The 20,961-nt window shown below is 41.1% G+C and carries 22 protein-coding genes; 4 read left to right on the plus strand and 18 right to left on the minus strand.

Annotation, left to right across the window (positions count from 1 at the left end):
• Positions 1 to 102: 102 nt before the first annotated feature.
• The 5 genes from EDD68_RS05885 to EDD68_RS05905 form a co-directional block, all read right to left on the minus strand.
• The gene (locus tag EDD68_RS05885) at positions 103 to 1,389 is read right to left on the minus strand and encodes an adenylosuccinate synthase (RefSeq protein WP_132371327.1); all 1,287 of its coding nucleotides are present in this window, start codon (positions 1,387 to 1,389) and stop codon (positions 103 to 105) included.
• Between the two features lie 307 nt (positions 1,390 to 1,696).
• The gene (dnaB, locus tag EDD68_RS05890; RefSeq protein WP_132371328.1) at positions 1,697 to 3,058 is read right to left on the minus strand and encodes a replicative DNA helicase; all 1,362 of its coding nucleotides are present in this window, start codon (positions 3,056 to 3,058) and stop codon (positions 1,697 to 1,699) included.
• A 29-nt stretch (positions 3,059 to 3,087) separates the two neighbouring features.
• The gene (gene rplI, locus EDD68_RS05895; RefSeq protein WP_132371329.1) at positions 3,088 to 3,534 is read right to left on the minus strand and encodes a 50S ribosomal protein L9; all 447 of its coding nucleotides are present in this window, start codon (positions 3,532 to 3,534) and stop codon (positions 3,088 to 3,090) included.
• Positions 3,531 to 5,507: a DHH family phosphoesterase gene (locus tag EDD68_RS05900; protein ID WP_132371330.1), complete on the minus strand. Its 1,977-nt coding sequence runs from the start codon at positions 5,505 to 5,507 to the stop codon at positions 3,531 to 3,533. Before EDD68_RS05900 ends, rplI begins: the two co-directional genes overlap by 4 nt.
• A 29-nt stretch (positions 5,508 to 5,536) precedes the next feature.
• On the minus strand, positions 5,537 to 6,484 hold the full coding sequence (locus tag EDD68_RS05905) for a YybS family protein (RefSeq protein WP_132371331.1): 948 nt from the start codon (positions 6,482 to 6,484) through the stop codon (positions 5,537 to 5,539).
• A 295-nt stretch (positions 6,485 to 6,779) separates the two neighbouring features.
• Here EDD68_RS05905 and EDD68_RS05910 point away from each other — a divergent pair, with 295 nt between their 5' ends.
• From EDD68_RS05910 to EDD68_RS05920, 3 genes are read left to right on the plus strand one after another with little or no spacing between them, the layout of a single operon-like run.
• The gene (locus EDD68_RS05910; protein WP_132371332.1) at positions 6,780 to 7,928 is read left to right on the plus strand and encodes an NAD-dependent epimerase/dehydratase family protein; all 1,149 of its coding nucleotides are present in this window, start codon (positions 6,780 to 6,782) and stop codon (positions 7,926 to 7,928) included.
• Positions 7,929 to 7,942: 14 nt separating this feature from the next.
• Positions 7,943 to 9,088 carry a glycosyltransferase family 4 protein gene (locus tag EDD68_RS05915; protein WP_132371333.1) on the plus strand — a complete coding sequence of 382 codons (1,146 nt, stop codon included), beginning with the start codon at positions 7,943 to 7,945 and terminating at the stop codon, positions 9,086 to 9,088.
• 1 nt (position 9,089) lies between these two features.
• Positions 9,090 to 9,539 carry a GtrA family protein gene (locus tag EDD68_RS05920; protein WP_132371334.1) on the plus strand — a complete coding sequence of 150 codons (450 nt, stop codon included), beginning with the start codon at positions 9,090 to 9,092 and terminating at the stop codon, positions 9,537 to 9,539.
• A gap of 143 nt (positions 9,540 to 9,682) precedes the next feature.
• Here EDD68_RS05920 and EDD68_RS05925 read toward each other — a convergent pair whose 3' ends face one another.
• The 9 genes from EDD68_RS05925 to EDD68_RS05965 form a co-directional block, all read right to left on the minus strand.
• Positions 9,683 to 10,102: a hypothetical protein gene (locus EDD68_RS05925; RefSeq protein WP_132371335.1), complete on the minus strand. Its 420-nt coding sequence runs from the start codon at positions 10,100 to 10,102 to the stop codon at positions 9,683 to 9,685.
• A gap of 81 nt (positions 10,103 to 10,183) precedes the next feature.
• The gene (locus EDD68_RS05930; RefSeq protein ID WP_132371336.1) at positions 10,184 to 11,869 is read right to left on the minus strand and encodes a sodium:solute symporter family protein; all 1,686 of its coding nucleotides are present in this window, start codon (positions 11,867 to 11,869) and stop codon (positions 10,184 to 10,186) included.
• Positions 11,866 to 12,177 (minus strand): DUF4212 domain-containing protein, encoded by a 312-nt coding sequence (locus EDD68_RS05935; RefSeq protein WP_132371337.1) that lies wholly within the window; start codon positions 12,175 to 12,177, stop codon positions 11,866 to 11,868. The genes EDD68_RS05930 and EDD68_RS05935 overlap by 4 nt, the downstream gene beginning before the upstream one ends.
• A gap of 515 nt (positions 12,178 to 12,692) precedes the next feature.
• Positions 12,693 to 12,914, minus strand: coding sequence for a 30S ribosomal protein S18 (gene rpsR / locus EDD68_RS05940; RefSeq protein ID WP_132371338.1), 222 nt, complete (start codon positions 12,912 to 12,914; stop codon positions 12,693 to 12,695).
• A 20-nt stretch (positions 12,915 to 12,934) separates the two neighbouring features.
• Complete coding sequence (ssb, locus tag EDD68_RS05945; RefSeq protein ID WP_132371339.1) at positions 12,935 to 13,417, minus strand: single-stranded DNA-binding protein; 483 nt, start codon at positions 13,415 to 13,417, stop codon at positions 12,935 to 12,937.
• Between the two features lie 12 nt (positions 13,418 to 13,429).
• A complete protein-coding gene (gene rpsF / locus EDD68_RS05950; protein ID WP_132371340.1) occupies positions 13,430 to 13,720 on the minus strand; it encodes a 30S ribosomal protein S6 in 291 nt (96 codons plus the stop codon).
• Positions 13,721 to 13,848: 128 nt separating this feature from the next.
• Positions 13,849 to 14,949: a redox-regulated ATPase YchF gene (gene ychF, locus EDD68_RS05955; RefSeq protein WP_132371341.1), complete on the minus strand. Its 1,101-nt coding sequence runs from the start codon at positions 14,947 to 14,949 to the stop codon at positions 13,849 to 13,851.
• Between the two features lie 213 nt (positions 14,950 to 15,162).
• The gene (locus tag EDD68_RS05960; protein WP_132371342.1) at positions 15,163 to 15,372 is read right to left on the minus strand and encodes a DUF951 domain-containing protein; all 210 of its coding nucleotides are present in this window, start codon (positions 15,370 to 15,372) and stop codon (positions 15,163 to 15,165) included.
• 164 nt (positions 15,373 to 15,536) lie between these two features.
• Positions 15,537 to 16,556, minus strand: a complete 1,020-nt coding sequence (locus EDD68_RS05965) for a YkvI family membrane protein (protein WP_132371343.1) — start codon at positions 16,554 to 16,556, stop codon at positions 15,537 to 15,539.
• A gap of 88 nt (positions 16,557 to 16,644) precedes the next feature.
• On the opposite strand from EDD68_RS05965, the gene yyaC reads away from it, so the two are divergent.
• On the plus strand, positions 16,645 to 17,247 hold the full coding sequence (yyaC, locus tag EDD68_RS05970; RefSeq protein WP_132371344.1) for a spore protease YyaC: 603 nt from the start codon (positions 16,645 to 16,647) through the stop codon (positions 17,245 to 17,247).
• A 58-nt stretch (positions 17,248 to 17,305) separates the two neighbouring features.
• Here yyaC and EDD68_RS05975 read toward each other — a convergent pair whose 3' ends face one another.
• From EDD68_RS05975 to noc, 4 genes are all read right to left on the minus strand, one after another.
• On the minus strand, positions 17,306 to 18,025 hold the full coding sequence (locus EDD68_RS05975) for a DUF554 domain-containing protein (protein ID WP_132371345.1): 720 nt from the start codon (positions 18,023 to 18,025) through the stop codon (positions 17,306 to 17,308).
• Between the two features lie 98 nt (positions 18,026 to 18,123).
• A complete protein-coding gene (locus EDD68_RS05980; protein WP_132371346.1) occupies positions 18,124 to 18,969 on the minus strand; it encodes a ParB/RepB/Spo0J family partition protein in 846 nt (281 codons plus the stop codon).
• A complete protein-coding gene (locus EDD68_RS05985; protein WP_132371387.1) occupies positions 18,950 to 19,723 on the minus strand; it encodes a ParA family protein in 774 nt (257 codons plus the stop codon). The genes EDD68_RS05980 and EDD68_RS05985 overlap by 20 nt, the downstream gene beginning before the upstream one ends.
• Before the next feature lie 139 nt (positions 19,724 to 19,862).
• The gene (gene noc / locus EDD68_RS05990; protein ID WP_132371347.1) at positions 19,863 to 20,729 is read right to left on the minus strand and encodes a nucleoid occlusion protein; all 867 of its coding nucleotides are present in this window, start codon (positions 20,727 to 20,729) and stop codon (positions 19,863 to 19,865) included.
• Between the last annotated feature and the right edge of the window lie 232 nt (positions 20,730 to 20,961).

Here is a 20,961-nt window from a genome sequence, read left to right on the forward strand (position 1 = left end):
TTTTTTATATATATCGACAAAAAATCCTGTGAGATAAACGGGTACCAATAACAGAATGAACGGCCGAACCTCCTTTTTTCAGAAGATCGGCCGTTTCAATTATCATTCATAAATATTATTGAGTACAATTGTTTGCTTGCGGTCAGGACCCACGGAAAAAATGGAAATCGGGATACCCGTCAGTTCCGAAACACGTTTCAAATAGTGGCGTGCTTCTTCCGGGAGTTCATCGATAGACTGTACTCCTGTAATATCTTCATTCCAGCCAGGCATTTCTTCATATATGGGCTTGCAATGAGCCAACACATTTAAATTGGCCGGATACTCTTCCATTACTTTTCCATCGTATTCATACGCCACACATATTTTTAAGGTTTCCAGTCCGGTTAAAACATCAAGGGAATTTAGTGACAGGTCTGTTATGCCGCTAACCCGTTTAGAATGACGGAGAACCACCGCATCAAACCAGCCTACCCGGCGGGGACGCCCGGTCGTGGTTCCGTACTCTCTGCCAACTTCTCTGATTTGATCCCCAATTTCATCGTTCAATTCAGTTGGAAATGGGCCATCCCCAACACGTGTAGTGTACGCTTTCGAAACACCCACAATCCGGTGAATCTTTGTAGGGCCGACCCCTGTACCGACTGTAACTCCACCTGCCGTCGGGTTGGAGGACGTCACAAATGGGTACGTTCCCTGATCAACATCGAGCATGACACCCTGGGCACCTTCAAAAAGAATATGTTTTCCTTCGTCAATGGCATCATTTAATAAAACAGATGTGTCACAGACATACGGAGCAAGCTTTTGACCATATTCAAAATACTCCTCAAAAATGACATCTACATCTAATGTTTCGGAATGATACACCTTTTCAAACCATGCATTTTTCTCTGCCAGATTTTCTTCAAGCTTTTTCCGGAAAGTTTCCTTATCCAGAAGATCAGCCATTCGGATCCCCATACGAGCTGCTTTGTCCGTATATGCGGGACCAATACCTTTTTTCGTTGTCCCGATTTTGTTGTCACCTTTTTTTTCTTCCTGCAGTTCATCCAACTTGATATGGTACGGCAGAATCACATGAGCCCGGTTGCTGATCCTGAGGTGATCGGTCGAAATATTCCGTTCGTGCAAATACTGAAGTTCTTCCAGTAATGCCTTAGGATGAATGACCATACCGTTTCCTAAAATACATACTTTTTTATGATCAAAAATCCCTGAAGGAATTAAATGCAATTTATACGTTTCTCCATCAAATTGAATGGTATGACCGGCGTTGTTGCCTCCTTGATATCTTGCAACAACATCAGCCTGCTGAGAGAGGAAATCGGTAATTTTTCCTTTTCCTTCATCTCCCCATTGGGTTCCTACAACTACGGCCGTTGTCATAACGGGACACCTCCGAAACATTTGCTTAACGACATACAACATGAATATTTTATCAATGTAAACCGTTAAAAGTCAATAAAATACCCGAACGTTTAATAACAAATTTGAATAAATGTTCGAAAAACAGCTGTGTTGGGCAAATAATTGGTATTTTAAAACGGTTTTTCATGAATTTATAACCACTCATGCACTATTCAAGTTTTGTATATCCTCTATTTTTTCTTCACATATTGGCACCTGCACAAATCTTCGTTTTTCACGTAAAAACCAACCAGACCTGTTCAGCAGGCCTGGTTGGTTGATTGCGTTAAGCCGGCGGGATTTCTTCTTCACTGTACCGCCTATCCAGGTTTACAAATTTATTATATTCTTTCACAAATGCCAGCTCCACTGTCCCAACAGGGCCATTCCGCTGCTTGGCAATAATAATTTCGATGATGTTTTCCTTTTCAGATTCTTTATTGTAATAATCATCACGGTAAAGGAATCCTACAATATCGGCATCCTGCTCGATACTTCCGGATTCACGGATATCTGACATAATCGGCCGCTTATCCTGACGCTGCTCTACTCCGCGGGAAAGCTGGGACAACGCAATTAATGGCACATTTAATTCTCTGGCAAGAGCCTTAAGGGAACGAGATATTTCAGAAACTTCCTGCTGCCGGTTTTCGCGACTACGTCCACTTCCCTGAATCAGCTGTAAATAGTCAATTAAGATTAATCCAAGGCCGTGTTCCTGTTTCAGACGCCGGCACTTCGAACGTATTTCACTCACTTTTATGCCGGGGGTGTCATCGATAAATATTCCTGCATTGGAAAGACTCCCCATGGCCATCGTGAGCTTGCCCCAGTCTTCTGATTCAAGCCGTCCCGTACGCAGTCTTTGTGCATCAATATTTCCTTCAGCGCACAGCATACGCATCACAAGCTGTTCCGCTCCCATCTCGAGGCTGAAAATCGCTACATTTTCTTGAGCATGGATGGCAACGTTCTGGGCAATGTTCAAAGCAAAAGCCGTTTTCCCAACAGATGGGCGGGCAGCAATAATGATCAGGTCATTTTTCTGAAAACCGGATGTGATCTGGTCTAAATCTTTAAAACCAGTAGGTACCCCGGTGATTTCATTATCATGATGGTGCAGTTTTTCTATATTGTCATAAACGTCAATAAGGACGTCTTTAATATTCTTGAAATTCCCTGTATTTTTACGGTTGGAAACTTCTAAAACCGAACGCTCCGCATCGTCCAGAACCTGTTCAATATCTTCTTCATCATAGGCTGCTTTCACAATATTCGTTGCTGCGGAAATCAATCGCCGTAACGTAGACTTTTCTTCTACGATTTTCGCATAATACTCAATATTGGCAGCGGTAGGTACGGAATTGGCCAGGTCGCTTAAATAGGATACCCCGCCCACTTCATCTAGCATCTTTGCATCAGACAAGGCCGTCGTTACGGTTACAAGATCAATCGGTTCGCCTTTATTTGATAGATTGAGCATGGCTTCATAAATGCGCTGGTGACTCGTGCGGTAGAAGTCCTCGGGCAAAAGAGTTTCAGATGCCGTAACAATAGCTTCCGGCTCTAAAAAAATGGCACCTAGAACTGCCTGTTCAGCCTCGATATTATGAGGAGGCGTCCGGTCATTTAATACTAATTCATTCAATCAGGTTTCCTCCTTCTTCTATGAGAGGATTATTGTTCCTTTATGTGTACTTTGATGGTGCCTGTAACCTCCGGGTGAAGCTTAACCGGTACATTGGTATATCCTAGAGCACGGATCGGCTGGTCGAGTTCGATTTTTCGCTTATCAATGTTGATGTTATGTTTCTTCTTCAATTCATCTGCGATTTGTTTGCTGGTGACAGAACCAAAAAGACGGCCACCATCACCTGCTTTTGCTGAAATCTCCACTGTTAAGCTCCCGATTTTTTCCTTTAATTTTTTTGCCTCATTTAATTCTTCCATTTCCTGTTCTTTTTGTTTTTTCTTCTGGGCTTCAAGGGCTTTTAAGTTCCCTTTGGTTGCCTCAACAGCCAGATTGTTTTTCAGCAGATAATTGCGTGCATAGCCTTCCGATACTTCTTTCACTTCGCCTTTTTTCCCTTTTCCTTTTACATCTCTGGTAAAGATTACTTTCATTTTTCATCATCTCCCCCTTCAAAATATTCATCTATAATCTCTTTTAACTGTTCTTCCACCTGCTCAATCGTTGTATCTTCAAGCTGAGTTGCGGCATTGGTCAGATGACCGCCGCCGTTCATTTTTTCCATAATGACTTGCACATTGACATCCCCCAGGGAACGGGCACTTACACCAATTCTTCCGTCATCCCGTTCAGCGATCACAAACGAAGCTTTAATTCGATTCATGGACAAAAGGGTATCCGCAGCCCGGGCAATGGTTACAGAGCCGTATATTTCTCCTTCGCCTGCTTTTGAAATCGCAATACAATCCCGATAAATACTGGTTCTCTCTATGAGTTTATTTTTCTTTATATATGTTTCGAGATCTTCCTGCATCAGCTTTTGAACAAGAACTGTATCAGCACCTTTCGAACGCAAATAAGATGCAGCATCAAACGTGCGGGATCCTGTTCTTAGCGTGAATGACTTGGTATCTACAATAATGCCTGCGAGTAAAGCCGAAGATTCCAGCATATTGAGCTTTATAGACGACGGCTGATACTCCAATAATTCCGTTACCAGTTCAGCTGTAGATGACGCATAGGGTTCCATATATACAAGAGTTGGATCATGAATGAATTCCTCTGCTCGCCGGTGATGGTCAATGACCACTACATGTTCTGTCTTTGACAGAAGACGCTCTTCCATCACCATTTGCGGCTTATGGGTATCGACCACCGCCAGCAGCGTATGTTTTGTGACAATTTCCATTGCCTCATCAGGAGAAATAAACCACTGTATGAGATGTTCATCTTTCCTGACCTCATTGATCAGCTTTTCTACGCCTGCATTCATTCCATCTGGATCAAAAACAATGAAGCCATCTTTGCCATTGGCCTGGGCGATTTTAAGAATGCCAATAGCCGAGCCGATGGAATCCATATCTGGATTTTTGTGCCCCATAACCAGCACTTTATCACTTTCAGCCACCAGTTCCTTCAGAGCGTGGGAAATCACCCTCGCCCGTACACGAGTACGTTTTTCCATTGGATTCGTTTTGCCACCAAAAAAGCTTACTTTTCCGCTCTCATCTTTTATCGCTACCTGGTCCCCGCCTCGACCAAGAGCCAGATCCAGACTGGACTGGGCAAGTTCACCGAGTTCCGGAAGGGAGGCTTTCCCTTTACCGATTCCAATACTTAATGTAAGGGGGACATTTTTATCTGAAATCAATTCCCTCACTTCATCTAAAATTTCAAATTTTGTTTTTTCCAGTTTATTTAAAATTTCCTGGTTCATCACCGCCAGAAACCGCTCGGCAGAAGTTCTCTTTAAATAAATACCGTGCTCATTCGACCAGCGGTTTAAAATCGATGTCACTTCGGAGTTCAGGTGACTTTTTGATGTGTCATCCATTGCCTGCGTTAATTCTTCATAGTTATCCAGGAAAATGATGGCCAGAACCGTTTGGTCGTTTTGATATAAATGCTGAATTTGATTCTGTTCTGTGCGGTCAAAAAAATAGAGCAATCGCTCTTCCTTTTTAATGAATACCTGAAAAGCGTAGTCTTCCAGGTTCAGGGAAATTTCCTTTTTATCTTCTTTAATTGCAGGAATTAAGTTATCTGAAAGTTCCTGAAGGGATTTGCCAACAAAGGTATCTTCCTCAGTAAATTGGTTCACATACGGATTTGCCCATTCAATCTGATAATCCTCGCTGAACAGGACAATTCCAATGGGCATCTCCAGCAGGGCTTCTTCTCCAACTTTTTTTACCCGATAGGAAAGTGTAGAAATATATTCCTCTGTTTCATTTTGCAGATATTTTTCTGTGCGGATGCTGTTATAGATGGCCAGACCTAAAAGCAAGGTCATGACCAGACCTAACACCCACTGGAAATAAAACAACAATAGAAGCAAGACGATAGAGATGCTGTAAATGAACCATAAATGACCATTTACAGTAGTTTTTTTCAAGAAGTTTGACATGAACGTCATCTCCCAATGAAAGAACAAAATTATTTACCGCCCGATTCGAGACGGTCCCTTAAATGAAAGCCTATATCAATTATACCTAAAATTCGAACGGGATAAAGAAAGAGAAAAGGAAATAAAATGATACCAGATATGACGACCACCGGTATGGCTTTAGGCCATTTCTTATAGTCAATCCAGTAGAAAATAAAGGATATACCCTGCAAAGCAATTAATAAACCGGTCAATGTATATACATTAGCAACTGCCTGGTGAAACATGCTGCCCTGTTCATTGAACATCCACATACCGACCATGGCAATTAAATAATACCATAGCAGAGCAGATGGCAACGTAAACCGTTTAAAAGGGGGAAAGTGATCTGTTGAATCACCACCCAGACGTTTTAATACTTTATATCCAATCCACTGGGAAATAAAAGCAAAGACAATTCCGAAAAGAGCAATGCCTGTCGGAAATAAGTAAAGCATTTGCTGGATCTGTAATTCCAGAAGATTCATTTGTTCCTCTGAAACTTCGCCCCCAAATTGCTCGACCATGATTTTGGTTTGATCGACAGAAGTCTCCAGCATGTGTTGAAGTTCATCATACCAATTGATTTGAAATAGCCACTCCAGTGCCACATATACGATCACAATTCCCAGGGTAAAACTGACAGCTCCCCCTGCCCAGGCCTCATACGGAGATCGTTTATGATAAATGAAAACGCCAGTCGCTATTCCGCCAAGACCTGCAAATACAGTCACAGGTACAGAAACGATGGTTGCAAATAATACAGAAAAAAGGACAGTTGCCAAAAACAGAACAACAGAAGGTCTTAAACCATGTCTTGCTCCATAAATTATATATGGAACCGAAAGCAAAAAAAATGATAAAAACCCAATCAAGGGAATAAAAAAGGTGATCAGTAGAAGTACGAGATATATGCCTGCAAAAAGAGCTCCTTCAGTTAGCGTTTTAGATTGTTTCATATGCTGCACCTCATCATCAAAATCTCCGATAACTAGATTACATTCTTTATTATTTTACCAGTCACCCGTAAATCGTGTAAAAATTTTATTTCGTTTAATTTATAACATCATAACACATATACGAATTTTTATGAGCAAACAGGATGTATTTTTTCATATACATGAAGTATGTATAAAAGATTTGCAGCCAAAATGAAAAAAAATGAGATCGTCCTTAAATCTTCATACATCTTTTCTTACCTAAAAGTAATAATCAAACTCAATTATTGGAATAATGGAAAGGAGAGGATATGACATGAAAATGATTGTTGCCGGCGGCGATGGTTTCTGCGGATGGCCGACTGCCCTTCACTTGTCTAATCTGGGACACGAAGTATCCATCATTGACAGCAAAATCCGCAGAAAATGGGACCAGGAAATTCATTCAAACTCTCTGACCCCAATCGCTTCGCTGGAAGAACGGGTGAATAAATGGTACCAGTTAACCGGCAAAAAAATCAATATTTACATAGGTGACTTGAACCACTATGACTTCTTGCGAGAAGTATTAAAACAGACTGAGCCGGATGCTTTTGTCCATTTTGCTGAACAGCGCTCAGCTCCATATTCGATGATTGACCGGGAACATGCTGTATTTACTCAGGTCAATAATGTTGTGGGTACGTTGAATGTGCTTTATGGCATGAAAGAAATTGTTCCCGATTGCCACTTAATTAAGCTGGGAACCATGGGCGAATACGGAACTCCTAACATTGATATTGAAGAAGGTTACATCCATATTAAACATAAAGGGCGTGAAGATGTCCTTCCTTTTCCAAAACAGCCTGGGTCCATGTATCACTTGTCCAAAGTCCATGACAGCCATAATATTATGTTTGCCTGCAAAGCATGGGGCTTACGGGCAACGGATCTGAATCAGGGAGTTGTATATGGTCTTCACACCGATGAAACCCAGATGGACCCTGTACTCATCAACCGCCTGGATTATGATGCTGTCTTTGGTACAGCATTAAACCGTTTTATCATCCAGGCAGCGATCGGGCATGATTTAACGGTATACGGTAAAGGCGGACAGACCAGAGGATTCTTAAATATCCGTGATACCGTAAGATGTATCGAGATCGCAGCTGAAAACCCTGCAGACCGCGGAGAATTCCGTGTATTTAACCAGTTTACTGAAGAATTCTCAGTTTTCGATTTGGCTGAAAAGGTAAAAAAGGTTGCCGAAGAAGAAGGACTGCAGGTTAATATTGCTCATATTGAAAATCCCCGGGTTGAATTAGAGGAACATTATTATCATGCTAAAAATACAAAGCTGAAGGATCTCGGATTAGAACCAACCCTACTGACAGATAATGTAATTCGTGAAATTTTGCATGCAGTGATGAAATATAAAGACCGGGTGATTAGAAAGAATGTTATGCCAGACATAACCTGGAATTAACAGGAGAGATACCTATGAAAATAGCCATCGTCACTGAAACATTTTTACCCAATACAGATGGAATTGTGACACGACTCACTGCATCCATAAAATGGTTGAAAAAACAGGGGCATGACGTTTGTATCATTGCCCCGGATCTTGGCATACATGAATTCGAGGGAGCCAGAGTAGCCGGTATTCCTGCCCGCTCCTTCTTTTTGTACAAAGATAAAAAACTGGCTTTTCCCAGGCGGCTGACAGGAAAAATTTTAGAGGATTTCCAGCCAGACCTGGTTCATGTGGTAAACCCGGCTGTTTTAGGAGTAGCCGGTATTTATTACAGTCGCAAACTACATTTGCCATTAGTTGCCTCGTACCATACCCGAATCCCTCAGTATGCCGATTACTACCATCTTCCATTTTTAAAGCCCGTTTTATGGTGGTATTTCCGGACGTTACATAACAAAGCAGATCTTAATCTTTGTACATCCCTGACCATCAAAAAGGAATTAGAAGAAAAAAAATTTCACCATGTTCGTGTATGGGAGCGGGGAGTAGATGTTGATTTATTCAGTCCGGAACGATTTGATCTAACTATGCGTGAACGGTTAACTGATGGACAACCCCATAAAAAATTATTGCTTTATGTGGGAAGACTGGCTGTTGAAAAAGAGATCGAAAAAATAAAAGATATTTTGACGGCAACAGATGAATTTTGTCTCGCCATTGTAGGGGACGGCCCTCATCGGCAGCAACTGGAAAGGCATTTTCATGGTACCCGCACGGTTTTTACGGGTTTTCTTCACGGAAACGAACTAGCAAAAGCCTATGCTTCTGCTGATTGTTTTGTGTTTCCTTCTACCACAGAAACACTCGGGCTGGTTATTTTAGAGGCGATGGCATCGGGGCTTCCCGTTGTTGCCGCAAAAAGCGGCCCGACCTGTGAACAGATTCGAGATGGAGAAAACGGGCTCCTCTATGATCCTGAAGTTCCTGAAAGCTTTAAAAAATCCGTATTAGCCATGAAAAATGATATGTTTAGAAAACAAATCGCAAGAGAAGCATATCAAACTGGACAGCAATATGGGTGGTACAGGCCTTCTGAACAATTGCTGCAATTTTATTACCAGGTGTTACAAAAACGGAGGGGATATAACAGAATCCCCCTGACAGGTGAATAACATGCCCAGAAAAAGCCGGTTAAAGGGGATGCTTCAGGTAGCTCATTTTAGTGTGATCGGTGTCATGAATGCCCTGGTGGACATCGGTACATTAAATCTTTTCCTGATAGTCTGGCCGACAACAGATAAACGAATGCTATTGCTGTACAACACCATTGCCTATTCCCTGGCTGTAACGAACAGTTATATCTGGAACTCCAGGCTGACCTTTCGGGAACATGCGGAGTTTAATACAAGGGAAAAAATATATTTTGTTGGTCAGGCTATTGTCAGCCTTCTGATCAGCAATACGGTATTTATTGTCGGGGTTTCGGTTCTGGAATTATGGCCCATATCCCACTGGATCACTAACAATATCGCCAAAGGCCTGGCCATGTTTTTATCCTCTGCTGCGAGTTTCTTTTTTATGAAGTATATTGTTTTTTTCAAACTAAACGATAAAAGAGGTTGAAAAACTTGTGGGGGTTTATTTTTACGTTTTTGCTCACTTTGATGAAATGACTCCATTTAACGGCGACATGTTTGGCCCGGGTGTAATTTTCAAAGTTATAAGCACTTTTAAAGCTTGTCCATTTTGATCGTACATTCTTTCACCTAAATTCTTCTTTTCACAAAATGTCCGGAGCCAAGCCATGCCGATAAAGCAAAGATCAGATAGATCGCCTGAGTTGCCGATTGACCCTGTAAAATCAATTGGAGACCTACCCCCAGGCCAAGAGCCGGTATGACGATTAAAATGGTTCTTGCCATTCGTTCCATGCCTTTTCGATCCGGGAGCGGCCAAATTTTTGAAAATATCACACCAAGTGCTACTCCCAATGCCACTACAATAATGAGCTGGATAATCACTTCTGGAGTGGGAAATGGCCAGCCTGATAAATAGGATCCGATAAGATAGAATAATTCCAGAAATAATGCAATACCAAATACTTTTTTTAACACCACAAGATCCAAATATGGATGAACGATAAATAACACAAGAGTTGTCACAGCGAACAGAACAGTTACAAACAAATGGAAAACCTCCTTTCCACTTTATAAGAGGAAGCAAGGGGCTGAGATGACAGCCCCTTTTTTTCAATGAGCACTCTGCCATTAATCTGTCTGATCCATCACCTTTGGCACTCGGATATCTTCAACCATTCGGGATATTTCCTCAGGTGGAGCCTGTGTTCTTCGTGATACGACAAACGATACAATGAAGTTAATGATCGCTCCGACCACTCCGATACCCTGAGCATTAATGCCAAGGAAACTGTCTAAAATCTGGGCTTCTGTTCCAAAAATTTGCACTGATCGCATGAGCATGATCATCACAAGTGTAAAGGTTAATCCGGATAAGATTCCCCAGATGGCACCTTCCCGGTTCATCCGTTTATCAAAAATTCCGAGGAAAATCGCCGGGAACAAACTGGCGGCTGCCAGTCCAAAGGCAAAGGCCACCACTTCTCCAACAAACCCTGGCGGTTTAATCCCGAAATATCCCGCTACAATAACAGCAAGAAAGATCATCCATCTTCCAACAACCAGTCTTTGTTTTTCAGATGCTTCCGGTCGGAAGATTCGGTAATACAAATCGTGAGATACCGCACTGGACATAGCAAGCAGCAATCCTGATGCTGTGGATAAAGCGGCAGCCAGACCACCTGCAGCAACCAGTGCTATAATGAAGAGGGATAGCTCCGCAACTTCCGGCGTGGATAGAACGATGATATCCCTGTCAATAATTACTTCATTTGTATCAGGGTCACTGGAAAATGATAATGTGCCGTCCCCATTTTTATCATCCAGCTGTAACAGACCCGTTTCCTCCCATTTAGACACCCAGCTGATTTCCCGAACCTGCTCAATGGCTTCGTTATTAAAACTGTTAATGAGGTTATACTTGGCAAAAACGCCGATTACGGGAGCGGTTGTATATAGCAGTGCAATGAAAATAAGGGCCCATCCCGCTGACCAACGTGCTGAACGGACATCCTTCACGGTATAAAAGCGGATGATGACATGCGGCAATCCGGCAGTCCCGATCATCAATGCAAGGGTAATCGCAAATACATTCATAGCTGATAAATTTTCAAAGGGCTTCAAATATTCGCTCAGACCGAGCTGAACCTGTAATTCGCTTAAATTTTTTGCGATGTCTGAAAAGACAAATCCAAGCTGGGGAACTGGATTGCCGGTTAATTTCAAGGAAATGGCTGCAGCTGGTATGATAAAGGCAATGATGAGCACAAAATATTGGATAACCTGTGTCCATGTAATCCCTTTCATTCCACCGAGTACGGCAAAGAAGGCAACAATCGCCATACCGATGAACACGCCGACTGCAATATCGACCTGGAGATACCTGCTAAATACAATGCCAACGCCCCGCATCTGTCCCGCTACATACGTAAGAGATATAAATACGGTAGCAATGGCAGCCACTGCCCTCGCCCCGTTTGAATAATAGCGATCCCCAATAAAATCAGGCACTGTATATCTTCCAAACTTTCTTAAATAGGGGGCCAATAATAGAGCCAGCAATACATATCCCCCAGTCCAACCCATTAAATAAATCGTCCCGTCATATCCCAGAAAGGAAATGAGTCCTGCCATGGAAATAAACGAAGCTGCTGACATCCAGTCTGCTGCAATAGCTGCACCATTAGCGACTGCAGGAATTTCTTTGCCTGCAACAAAGAAACTGCTCGTATCTTTAACCCTGGACCACCAGCCAATATAAATATAAATGGCAAAGGTAATGAGTACCAGGGTTAGGGTAATGCCTTCAGTGGTCATGAATCATCCTCCTCTGTGCCGGATTTGTTTGCTAAAATGACTTCTTTCACATCATATTGCTCGTCAAGCTGGTCCATTTTCCTGGCATAATAAAAAATTAAAATGACAAAAAAGATGATAGACCCCTGCTGGGCAAACCAGAACGACAAAGGAAGATTAAAAAACGGGATATTGCTGAATGGTTTAGCCATGATGATGCCGGCAAACAGCGAAACCAAAAACCAGATGACCAATAAGCCAATGATCAGGCGCAAATTTTTCTTCCAGTATTCTTTTTGCTTTTCACTTAACTCCTGACGAACATTCATTTGAAAAGGAGCACCTCCTCATGCTTTTAAGCTAAAAATATTCAAAGGTATAAAGTATGACGAATGACCACCTCCTGGAACAATCTTTAATTCATTCATATTTATCAAAGTGGGTAAATATTCAGACAATATTTTGGGCTATTCAGATGCCTGTAGGAAAAAGGATTGTATACATAACTGAAGGAATTGATTCAGAGGATTCATGGATGAATAAGAAAAGCATAAGGGGTCCACTTCGGCCCAGTGGGACAGGAAACGCTGCCGTGATGCGGAATTGGCCTGAAGAATTCAACATTGTACAGAAAACTTCAAAGCATGCTCCCGTCCTGAACCTGGATTGCTATAACGGAAGGATCAGCAACAAACTTTTTAAAAAATCCTGGTATGGCGAGTCTTTATTGACAGACAATGTAGAGCTATCATTTCTCCTGTCGTTTTTTCTTCACCGGGGTAGTTTCTCCGCTGACATAAAAAAAGCACAATCGAAAATTTCCGATTGTGCTTTTGGATGTTTTTTAGTCGTTGACATATGGCAGCAGAGCCATTTGACGCGCACGCTTAATAGCTTTGGTTAATTTACGCTGGTACTTGGAAGAAGTTCCAGTTACACGACGTGGAAGTATTTTTCCCCGTTCAGAGATAAACTTCTTAAGAAGATCTACGTCTTTATAGTCGATATGGGTAATGTTATTTGCCGTAAAATAACATACCTTTTTCCGTTTACGACGACGAGCCACAGTCTACCCCTCCTTTTTTATTAAAATGGTAAATCATCGTCCGAAATATCAATCGGTTCACCGTTATCTGCAAACGGATCATCATCATTGTCCATTTGTCCAAAATCATCTTTGGGAGGGTTCTGGTTTCTGTTTTGATCTGGTTGGAACCCGGTTGAACCCGTGCCGCCCTGTCCGGAAGATCCCTTTGGTTCTAAAAACTTAACAGATTCAGCAACTACTTCCGTTATATATACTCTTCGGCCATCCTGACCTTCAAAACTGCGGGTCTGAATTCGGCCATCTACACCCACAAGGTTCCCTTTTTTCATAAAGTTTGCTAAATTTTCTGCAGCTCTGCGCCATACAACACAGTTGATAAAGTCCGCTTCACGGTTTCCCTGCTGGTTAGAAAATGGCCGATTGACAGCAACGGTAAAGTTAGCCACAGCTACTCCATTAGGAGTATATCGCAATTCAGGATCACGGGTTAATCTGCCGACAAGAACGACACGATTCAACATCAGAACCACTCCTTATTGATTATCTTCACGAATCGCCATGTGACGAATAATATCGTCAGAGAATTTAGCCTGACGATCAAATTCATTAATGGCTTTTGAGTCACCCTGGAAATTGATCACCATATAAATACCTTCTTTATAGTTTTCAATTTCATAAGCCAGGCGACGCTTGCCCATTTCAGTCACTTTTTCAATTTCCGCCCCGTTGTCAGTCAGAACGTTGTTGAAACGTTCTACAACCGCCTTCTGAGTCTCCTCATCAACATCTGGGCGGATGATGTACATAATTTCATATTTATTCATCCGTCTTCACCTCCTTTTGGACTTAAACGGCTCCGTGATGGAGCAAGGAGTAATATACAGTGTAATTACTCACAATTTTGTATTATAGCAAAAATTTCAAGACAGTACAATAACCCTGTGATCCTTTTTTACACATTGAACCGGAAATGAATGACATCTCCATCCTGGACAAGATAGTCTTTCCCTTCCAGTCTGACTTTTCCCTGTTCTTTTGCTGCAGCCATGGATCCGGCCTTTACCAAATCATCAAAAGAAACCGTTTCAGCACGGATAAAGCCCCTCTCAAAATCGCTATGAATAATACCAGCTGCTTCAGGAGCCTTCATTCCTTTTCTGAAGGTCCATGCCCGCACTTCCTTTTCTCCAGCTGTGAAATAAGTAGCCAGTCCAAGCAAATGATAAGATGCTTTGATTAATTGATCGAGCCCGGATTCTTTTATGCCCAGCTCTTCCAAAAACATTTCCTTTTCTTCACCATCTAACTCAGCAATTTCTGATTCAATTTTCGCACAAACGACAATCACTTCAGCGTTCTCTTTATTCGCATATTCTTTGACTGCCTGTACAAAATGATTTTGATCGGGATGTTGAATGTCCTCTTCTCCGACATTGGCAACGTATAATACAGGCTTGACGGTCAATAAGTGCAGCTGTCGGACATATTTCATTTCCTCTTTTGTAAAATCAATAGCGCGGGCAGGTTTTTCTTCTTCAAAAGCCTCTTTTAATTTAGCCAGTACTGAAAACTCAGCCATTGCTTCTTTATCTTTCTGTTTAGCAATTTTACCAACTCTGTCATAACGTTTTGCTACAGTCTCCAGGTCTGCCAGGATCAGTTCCAGGTTAATGGTTTCAATATCAGAAATGGGATCTACTTTTCCGTCCACATGGGTGATATTGCTGTCTTCAAAACAGCGAACCACATGGCAGATCGCATCCACCTGACGAATGTGGGATAAAAACTGGTTCCCCAGACCTTCCCCTTTGCTTGCCCCTTTTACAATCCCTGCAATATCTGTAAACTCAAAGGTAGTGGGAATTGTTTTTTGCGGTTTGACCAATTCTGTCAGTTTTTCAAGACGATGATCTGGAACTTCGACGATACCTACATTCGGATCTATTGTACAAAACGGATAGTTTGCTGATTCCGCACCTGCCTGAGTAATCGCGTTAAATAAGGTTGATTTTCCTACGTTAGGAAGTCCTACAATTCCTGCGGTCAATGACATGTTTTTTTCCACTCCTTCATTCCGATTCCGTCCCAATCAGGATTGTGAGTCATATCAATTATAGATGAGTACCTGAACAAATGACAAGGATATAAAAATCAAAAAACAAGGGACTCATTACCCTTGTTTTAGACAAATCGTAATGACATTCGTTATTTTTTAAAAGGTGAATATACGCCAAAATAAAATTATTATGTTTCACGTGAAACATGTTTACTCTTCTGAATCTGTATGTTTCACCAGAATTTTTTTTAATCTTTTTTCGAATTTTTTCCTTGGCAGTAAAACACTGTGCTGGCAGCCCTGGCACTTGATTCGGATGTCCATCCCCATTCGAATAATTTGCCAGCGGTTTTCGCCACATGGATGCTGTTTTTTCATTTCAACAATGTCATATAAATCATACTCCTTTTGTCCGCTCATTATGATATACCTCCTTTTTTCTATTGGGTTGTCCAATGTTGCCTCTTCTACTCATTTTTCCAGATAGCATCTGACCAAAGGTTTCTGCCCTCTATTTTTATACAATTATCATCAATTACTATAAAAATCATCCATTTGATGTTCTTATATTATTTTATCAAAAATCATTCTATTTTGTATCGATTCATAATTGGATAGACAAACACAGCCGATAATGCATAAAGATTTAAAATACCATAAATGGGATACAAATACTTGATCAGATTTGCAAAACCGAAACTAGTAAACGGCACCATAAAAATGGTCATCATGAAAGCTAACATCCATAAAGGAAGGCTGACTCTTTCCCTGATTCTCGAAATCAGACCGAACAGACAGGATAAAGCTGTGGTAAATATGGCGATCCAGAGTAGAATCGTCATAAATAAAAACATTTTGTAAGGGTAATGTTTTAATATTGCAAATAAAGGGATTTCATAGAGTAATATATCTTCTGAAATTTGAATTAAACTGTTGTTATATATATAGGTGATGATTCCGAGTACAAGTCCGCTACCGACACTGGCAACCCAGATTTCCCCCTTTTTTTCGATATGGTTCCCAATCGCTCCCAGCACAGCAATCAGAGGAATAATATTTAATGCTGTAAAAGGAAAGGCAGCCATCCAGTTTTGCTGTTCATGGAAATGAGAAGTTAAGGATAAATCCTGTTGCATAATAAATAAGATTAGAACGTATGAAAGACCAAGGATTAGCAGGGGTAATATAAGGCTGTTAATGGACAGAATCCCATCAATGTCCCAGACAAAAGTCAGGATAATGGGAATCGCTATTGCCGCAATCCCAAACCAGTAGTTAAAGTGATAAGCTTCAAGGGTAGCTCCACTTCCAGCAATCATAATCACAGTAGTGGTAAATAAATAAAATAAGATCAGCATATCATAAAGTCCAGTTAAATGTTTTCCTACTATGATGCGAAGGACAGGTACATAATGGGATGTCTGATGCTGAAAACTGATTGAAAGAATAATATAACAGCTGACCGAAAATAATATCGTAAATAACAAGATCGCCATGCTGCTACCATGACCAAAAAATTGCCATAGTTCTCTTCCGGATGCATACCCTGCTCCGATCATCGAGCCGATAATGAGAAACATCCATTTAAATCCTGCTTTCCACATAGCTCTTCCTCCATTTTTTATTTAGAAAATGTATAGATAAAACATTTCTGCCGTATACTAATACCATTATGAAAGTGGAGGACTGGCTATGAATTTTAATCGGATCTTATCCCGAAACAAAGAGGAAGAACGGTTTTATTATCTGCAGGAACATACACCCGACAATCTTGCCACATCACTATTGCAATGGATTCCCCGTTTCAAGCAAAACGTTATTATTCTATGTATCGGAACTGACCGTTCCACAGGTGATGCCCTTGGTCCCCTGGTCGGAACATTCCTTTGTGAACAAAAACCTTCAAGTCTATCTGTGTACGGTACCCTTGATCATCCCGTTCACGCTAAAAATATTCATGAGCACTTAACAACCATTCAGCAAAATCATTTCAATCCATTTATTATCGCGGTAGATGCCTGTTTAGGAAAATATTCGTCCATTGGAACAATCATTGCTGGTCAGGGGTCTCTTCGCCCAGGAGCAGCAGTCAAAAAGGACTTGCCCGAAGTTGGAAATGTATTTATCAGTGGAGTTGTAAATATTAGCGGCTACATGGAATACTTTGTTTTACAAAGCACGAGATTATCGATCGTCATGAATATGGCCAAAAAAATAGCCTGTTCTTTAAAACAGGTAGATGACAGGCTAACCAACCGTCGCTACACAAAAAAGCATAAAAAAAGCGCCCGTTAAACTCAATTCAAGATACCATTTTATCACTGTTCAGCAGAACGGACGCTGTTCTGATCGATTAAAACCACCCCGAAAACCAGTTATAGGCTAATAAAATAAATCCGACTGTAATCAGGCTAGGAAGTAAATTGGCTACCCGAATGTGGGTAACGTTCAATAGATTAAGCCCGATGGCCAGTATTAATAATCCTCCGGTGGAGGTCATATCCTCAATAAACAGCTGAAGATAATCACCCGGAAGCAGCCGTTCAATTTGAGTAGCAAACATCGCTATCGAACCTTGATAAAGTAAAACAGGAATGACTGAAAAAACGACGCCGATTCCCAGAGTGGTTGTTAGAACCATGGCCACAAAGCCGTCAATCACCGCTTTCGTAACCAATACTTCGTGATCTCCTCTTAAGCCGCTGTCGAGTGACCCTATAACAGCCATCGCACCGATTACAAATATAAGAGAGGCCGTTACAAATCCCTGAGCAATCGTTGACTGGCTCTGGCTGCTCCCCTGGAACTTATTTTCGATCCACTGGCCAAGTGCATTTAACCGGTCTTCTAATTTGATTGCTTCACCAATAATGGCACCTGTAAGCAAACTGAGGAGAATAACCACAATCCTGTCAGAACTGCTCCCCATCATAATACCGATGATGACTACCGTTAAACCGATTCCGCTCATGATCGTTTCTTTATACCGTTCTGGAACTTTTGTAAAAAACAATCCAAACACCGTTCCTACTAAAATACCGAGTCCATTCACTAGCGTTCCATACAATACCATTGTTCATGACAGCTCCATTTTGTTGTTTTGATTGTTTCACGTGAAACATTTTGTTTCAGCTAGAAAAAATGGTTTATGCCTGGTTCGCATAAACCGAATTAATGTTCTTTTCCATTTAACAGTGACAGTATTCTTTCCAGGTCATCAGCTGAAAAGAACTCAATTTCGATTTTTCCTTTTCGCTTTCCCTGCTGGATTTTAACATTGGTGCCAAACCGTTCCCTTAATTCATTTTCTTTTGCTGTCAGGAATACATCTTTCTTTTCTTTTCTCTTCTTCTTTTTAATCGTTTTTTCGTTCATGGCAGTGATTAGCTGTTCTACTTGACGAACATTCAATTTTTCTTTTTTAATTTTATCGACTACATACATCATTTTGGTTTTATCTTTAAGACCAAGCAATGCCCTTCCATGCCCCATCGATATATCCCGATTGTTAATCAACGCACATACTTGATCAGGCAATGACAGCAATCTTACAAGGTTTGCGATATGAGGACGACTTTTCCCCAGACGTTTAGCCAACTCTTCCTGGGTTAAGCCCAGTTCATTCATTAACCGATCATATGCCTCGGCTTCTTCAATTGGAGTGAGATCCTCACGCTGTAGGTTTTCCAGCAAAGCCAGTTCCATCATTTTTTCATCTGAAAGATCCCGGACAATGGCAGGGATTTTTTCTAAACCAGCTTCCTTTGCAGCCCTGAAACGTCTTTCCCCTACAACGATTTCATAACCCTTGATACTTTTACGCAAAATGATGGGCTGCAAAACGCCATGCTGGACAATGGACTCTTTTAACTCTTCGATTGCATCTGCACTAAAGTTTTTTCTTGGCTGATATGGATTTGGACGACACTTGTTGATAGGAATATCCTGTATGGATTCCTCATCTGTCTCCAGATCCTGAAAAATGGCATTGATCCCTTTACCTAACCCTCTGGACATTCGCAATCACTTCCTTCGCTAATTCAGAATATACTTCCGCCCCGCGGGATTTAGGATCATACATAATAATAGGCTGCCCATGACTCGGAGCTTCCCCTAAGCGGACATTTCGTGGAATGATGGACCGAAAAACTTTATCTTGAAAATATTTTTTGATTTCCTCGATTACCTGAATCCCGAGGTTTGTCCTGGCATCGAACATAGTCAGCAGCACACCTTCAATGGCCAGCTGCTTATTCAAATGTTTTTGAACTAGACGGACTGTATTTAATAACTGACTAAGGCCTTCCAGAGCATAATATTCACATTGTACGGGAATTAAAACTGAATCAGCTGCTGTTAATGCATTGATCGTCAAGAGTCCCAGAGAGGGAGGACAGTCAATAATAATATAATCGTATGTTTCTCGTATCGGTTCCAGTGCTTTTTTTAGTCTTACTTCCCGTGATATGGTGGGCACCAGTTCAATTTCTGCACCTGCAAGCTGAATGGTAGCAGGAATAGCTTCGAGATTTTCAACGACCGTTGGTACACAAACTTTTTCAGCCTCTAAATCCTCGACTAATACGTTGTATACACACTCATCCATATCAGCTTTTTCAATCCCTGCTCCGCTGGTTGCATTGCCCTGTGGATCTATGTCAACGAGTAATACCCGGTTTCCCAGATCAGCAAGACATGCACTTAAATTGACTGCAGTTGTTGTTTTTCCCACGCCACCCTTCTGATTGGCGATGGCAATGACTTTACCCATGATGTCACCTGCCTCATTTGTGTCATTCATATACAAACTATTTTATCACTTTTTTTCGCTGTACTATTTAAAAAATCGATTCGAAAAAAATTCCCATCCTTGATTAGATCTAAGATGGGTCAAAATCATGGTATGTTCTTTATGATTTTTTCTTCGGAATCTTTATCGTAATCTGATAATACTCTTCATGATCTTCTTCATCTGCTGTTATATTAACCCCTGAATCTGCTACCATATTCAACGACTGCCGAATAGTATTCATGGCTATACGAACATCTTTGCTGATCCCTTTTAAACGTGGTCTGGGCTTTTTCTTTTTATCTGTTGACTGCATTTTTAAAATTCGTTCTTCTGTTTGTTTGACATTTAGTCCTTTTTCCAGGATTTCATTTAATAGCTTTACCTGTTTTTCATGATCCTGGAGTTTAATCATTGCTCTTGCATGACGTTCCGTAATCTTTTTATTTTTTAACGCTGTCTGAACAGGTTCCGGAAGTTTTAGCAGTCTTAATTTGTTTGCAATGGTTGATTGACTTTTTCCGAGCCGCTGAGCAAGAGCCTCCTGTGTTAAACCGTGGATTTCCAGCAATTGTGAATAGGCCATGGCTTCCTCAATAACGGATAGTTCTTCTCTCTGTAAATTTTCAATCAGGGCAACAGAAGCTGTTTCAGCATCATTCATGTTTTTGATAATGGCAGGAATCTGATCCCACTTTAGATGTTGAACCGCTCTCCATCTTCTCTCCCCGGCAATTAATTCGTACTTCCCCTTTGAATCATCTATTTTCCGGACAACAATAGGCTGTATCATTCCGTGTGTTCGGATCGTCTGTGCGAGTTCTTCTATCTTATCCTGATCAAAAATGGAACGTGGCTGATATCTGTTCGGCTGAATATCTTTTACAGGAATCTGAATAACTTCTGCGGATCCAAAGGATAAATTTTCATCTTCTGATTCATTTTTTTGGTCGCCAAGGCCAAATATACGGCTTAAAGGATGCATCATGTATGAGCCACCACCTTTTCACAATACCATGGTTACCAGTTTAATAGATTTATGTTGATTCCACTGATGTTTCACGTGAAACATGATGCCCAATCCATTGAAAAAAGCGCTGCAGCATAAGGCTGCCGCGCATAAACTGACCTTTTCCCTGTAGTTTTTATTTTATCATATTTTTAGAGAAAAAACAGAAAAAATCTTCTAATCCGATCTATTATTGACAATCGAATGGTTT

The sequence above is a fragment of the Melghiribacillus thermohalophilus genome (assembly GCF_004342905.1).
Lineage (GTDB): Bacteria > Bacillota > Bacilli > Bacillales > Alkalibacillaceae > Melghiribacillus > Melghiribacillus thermohalophilus.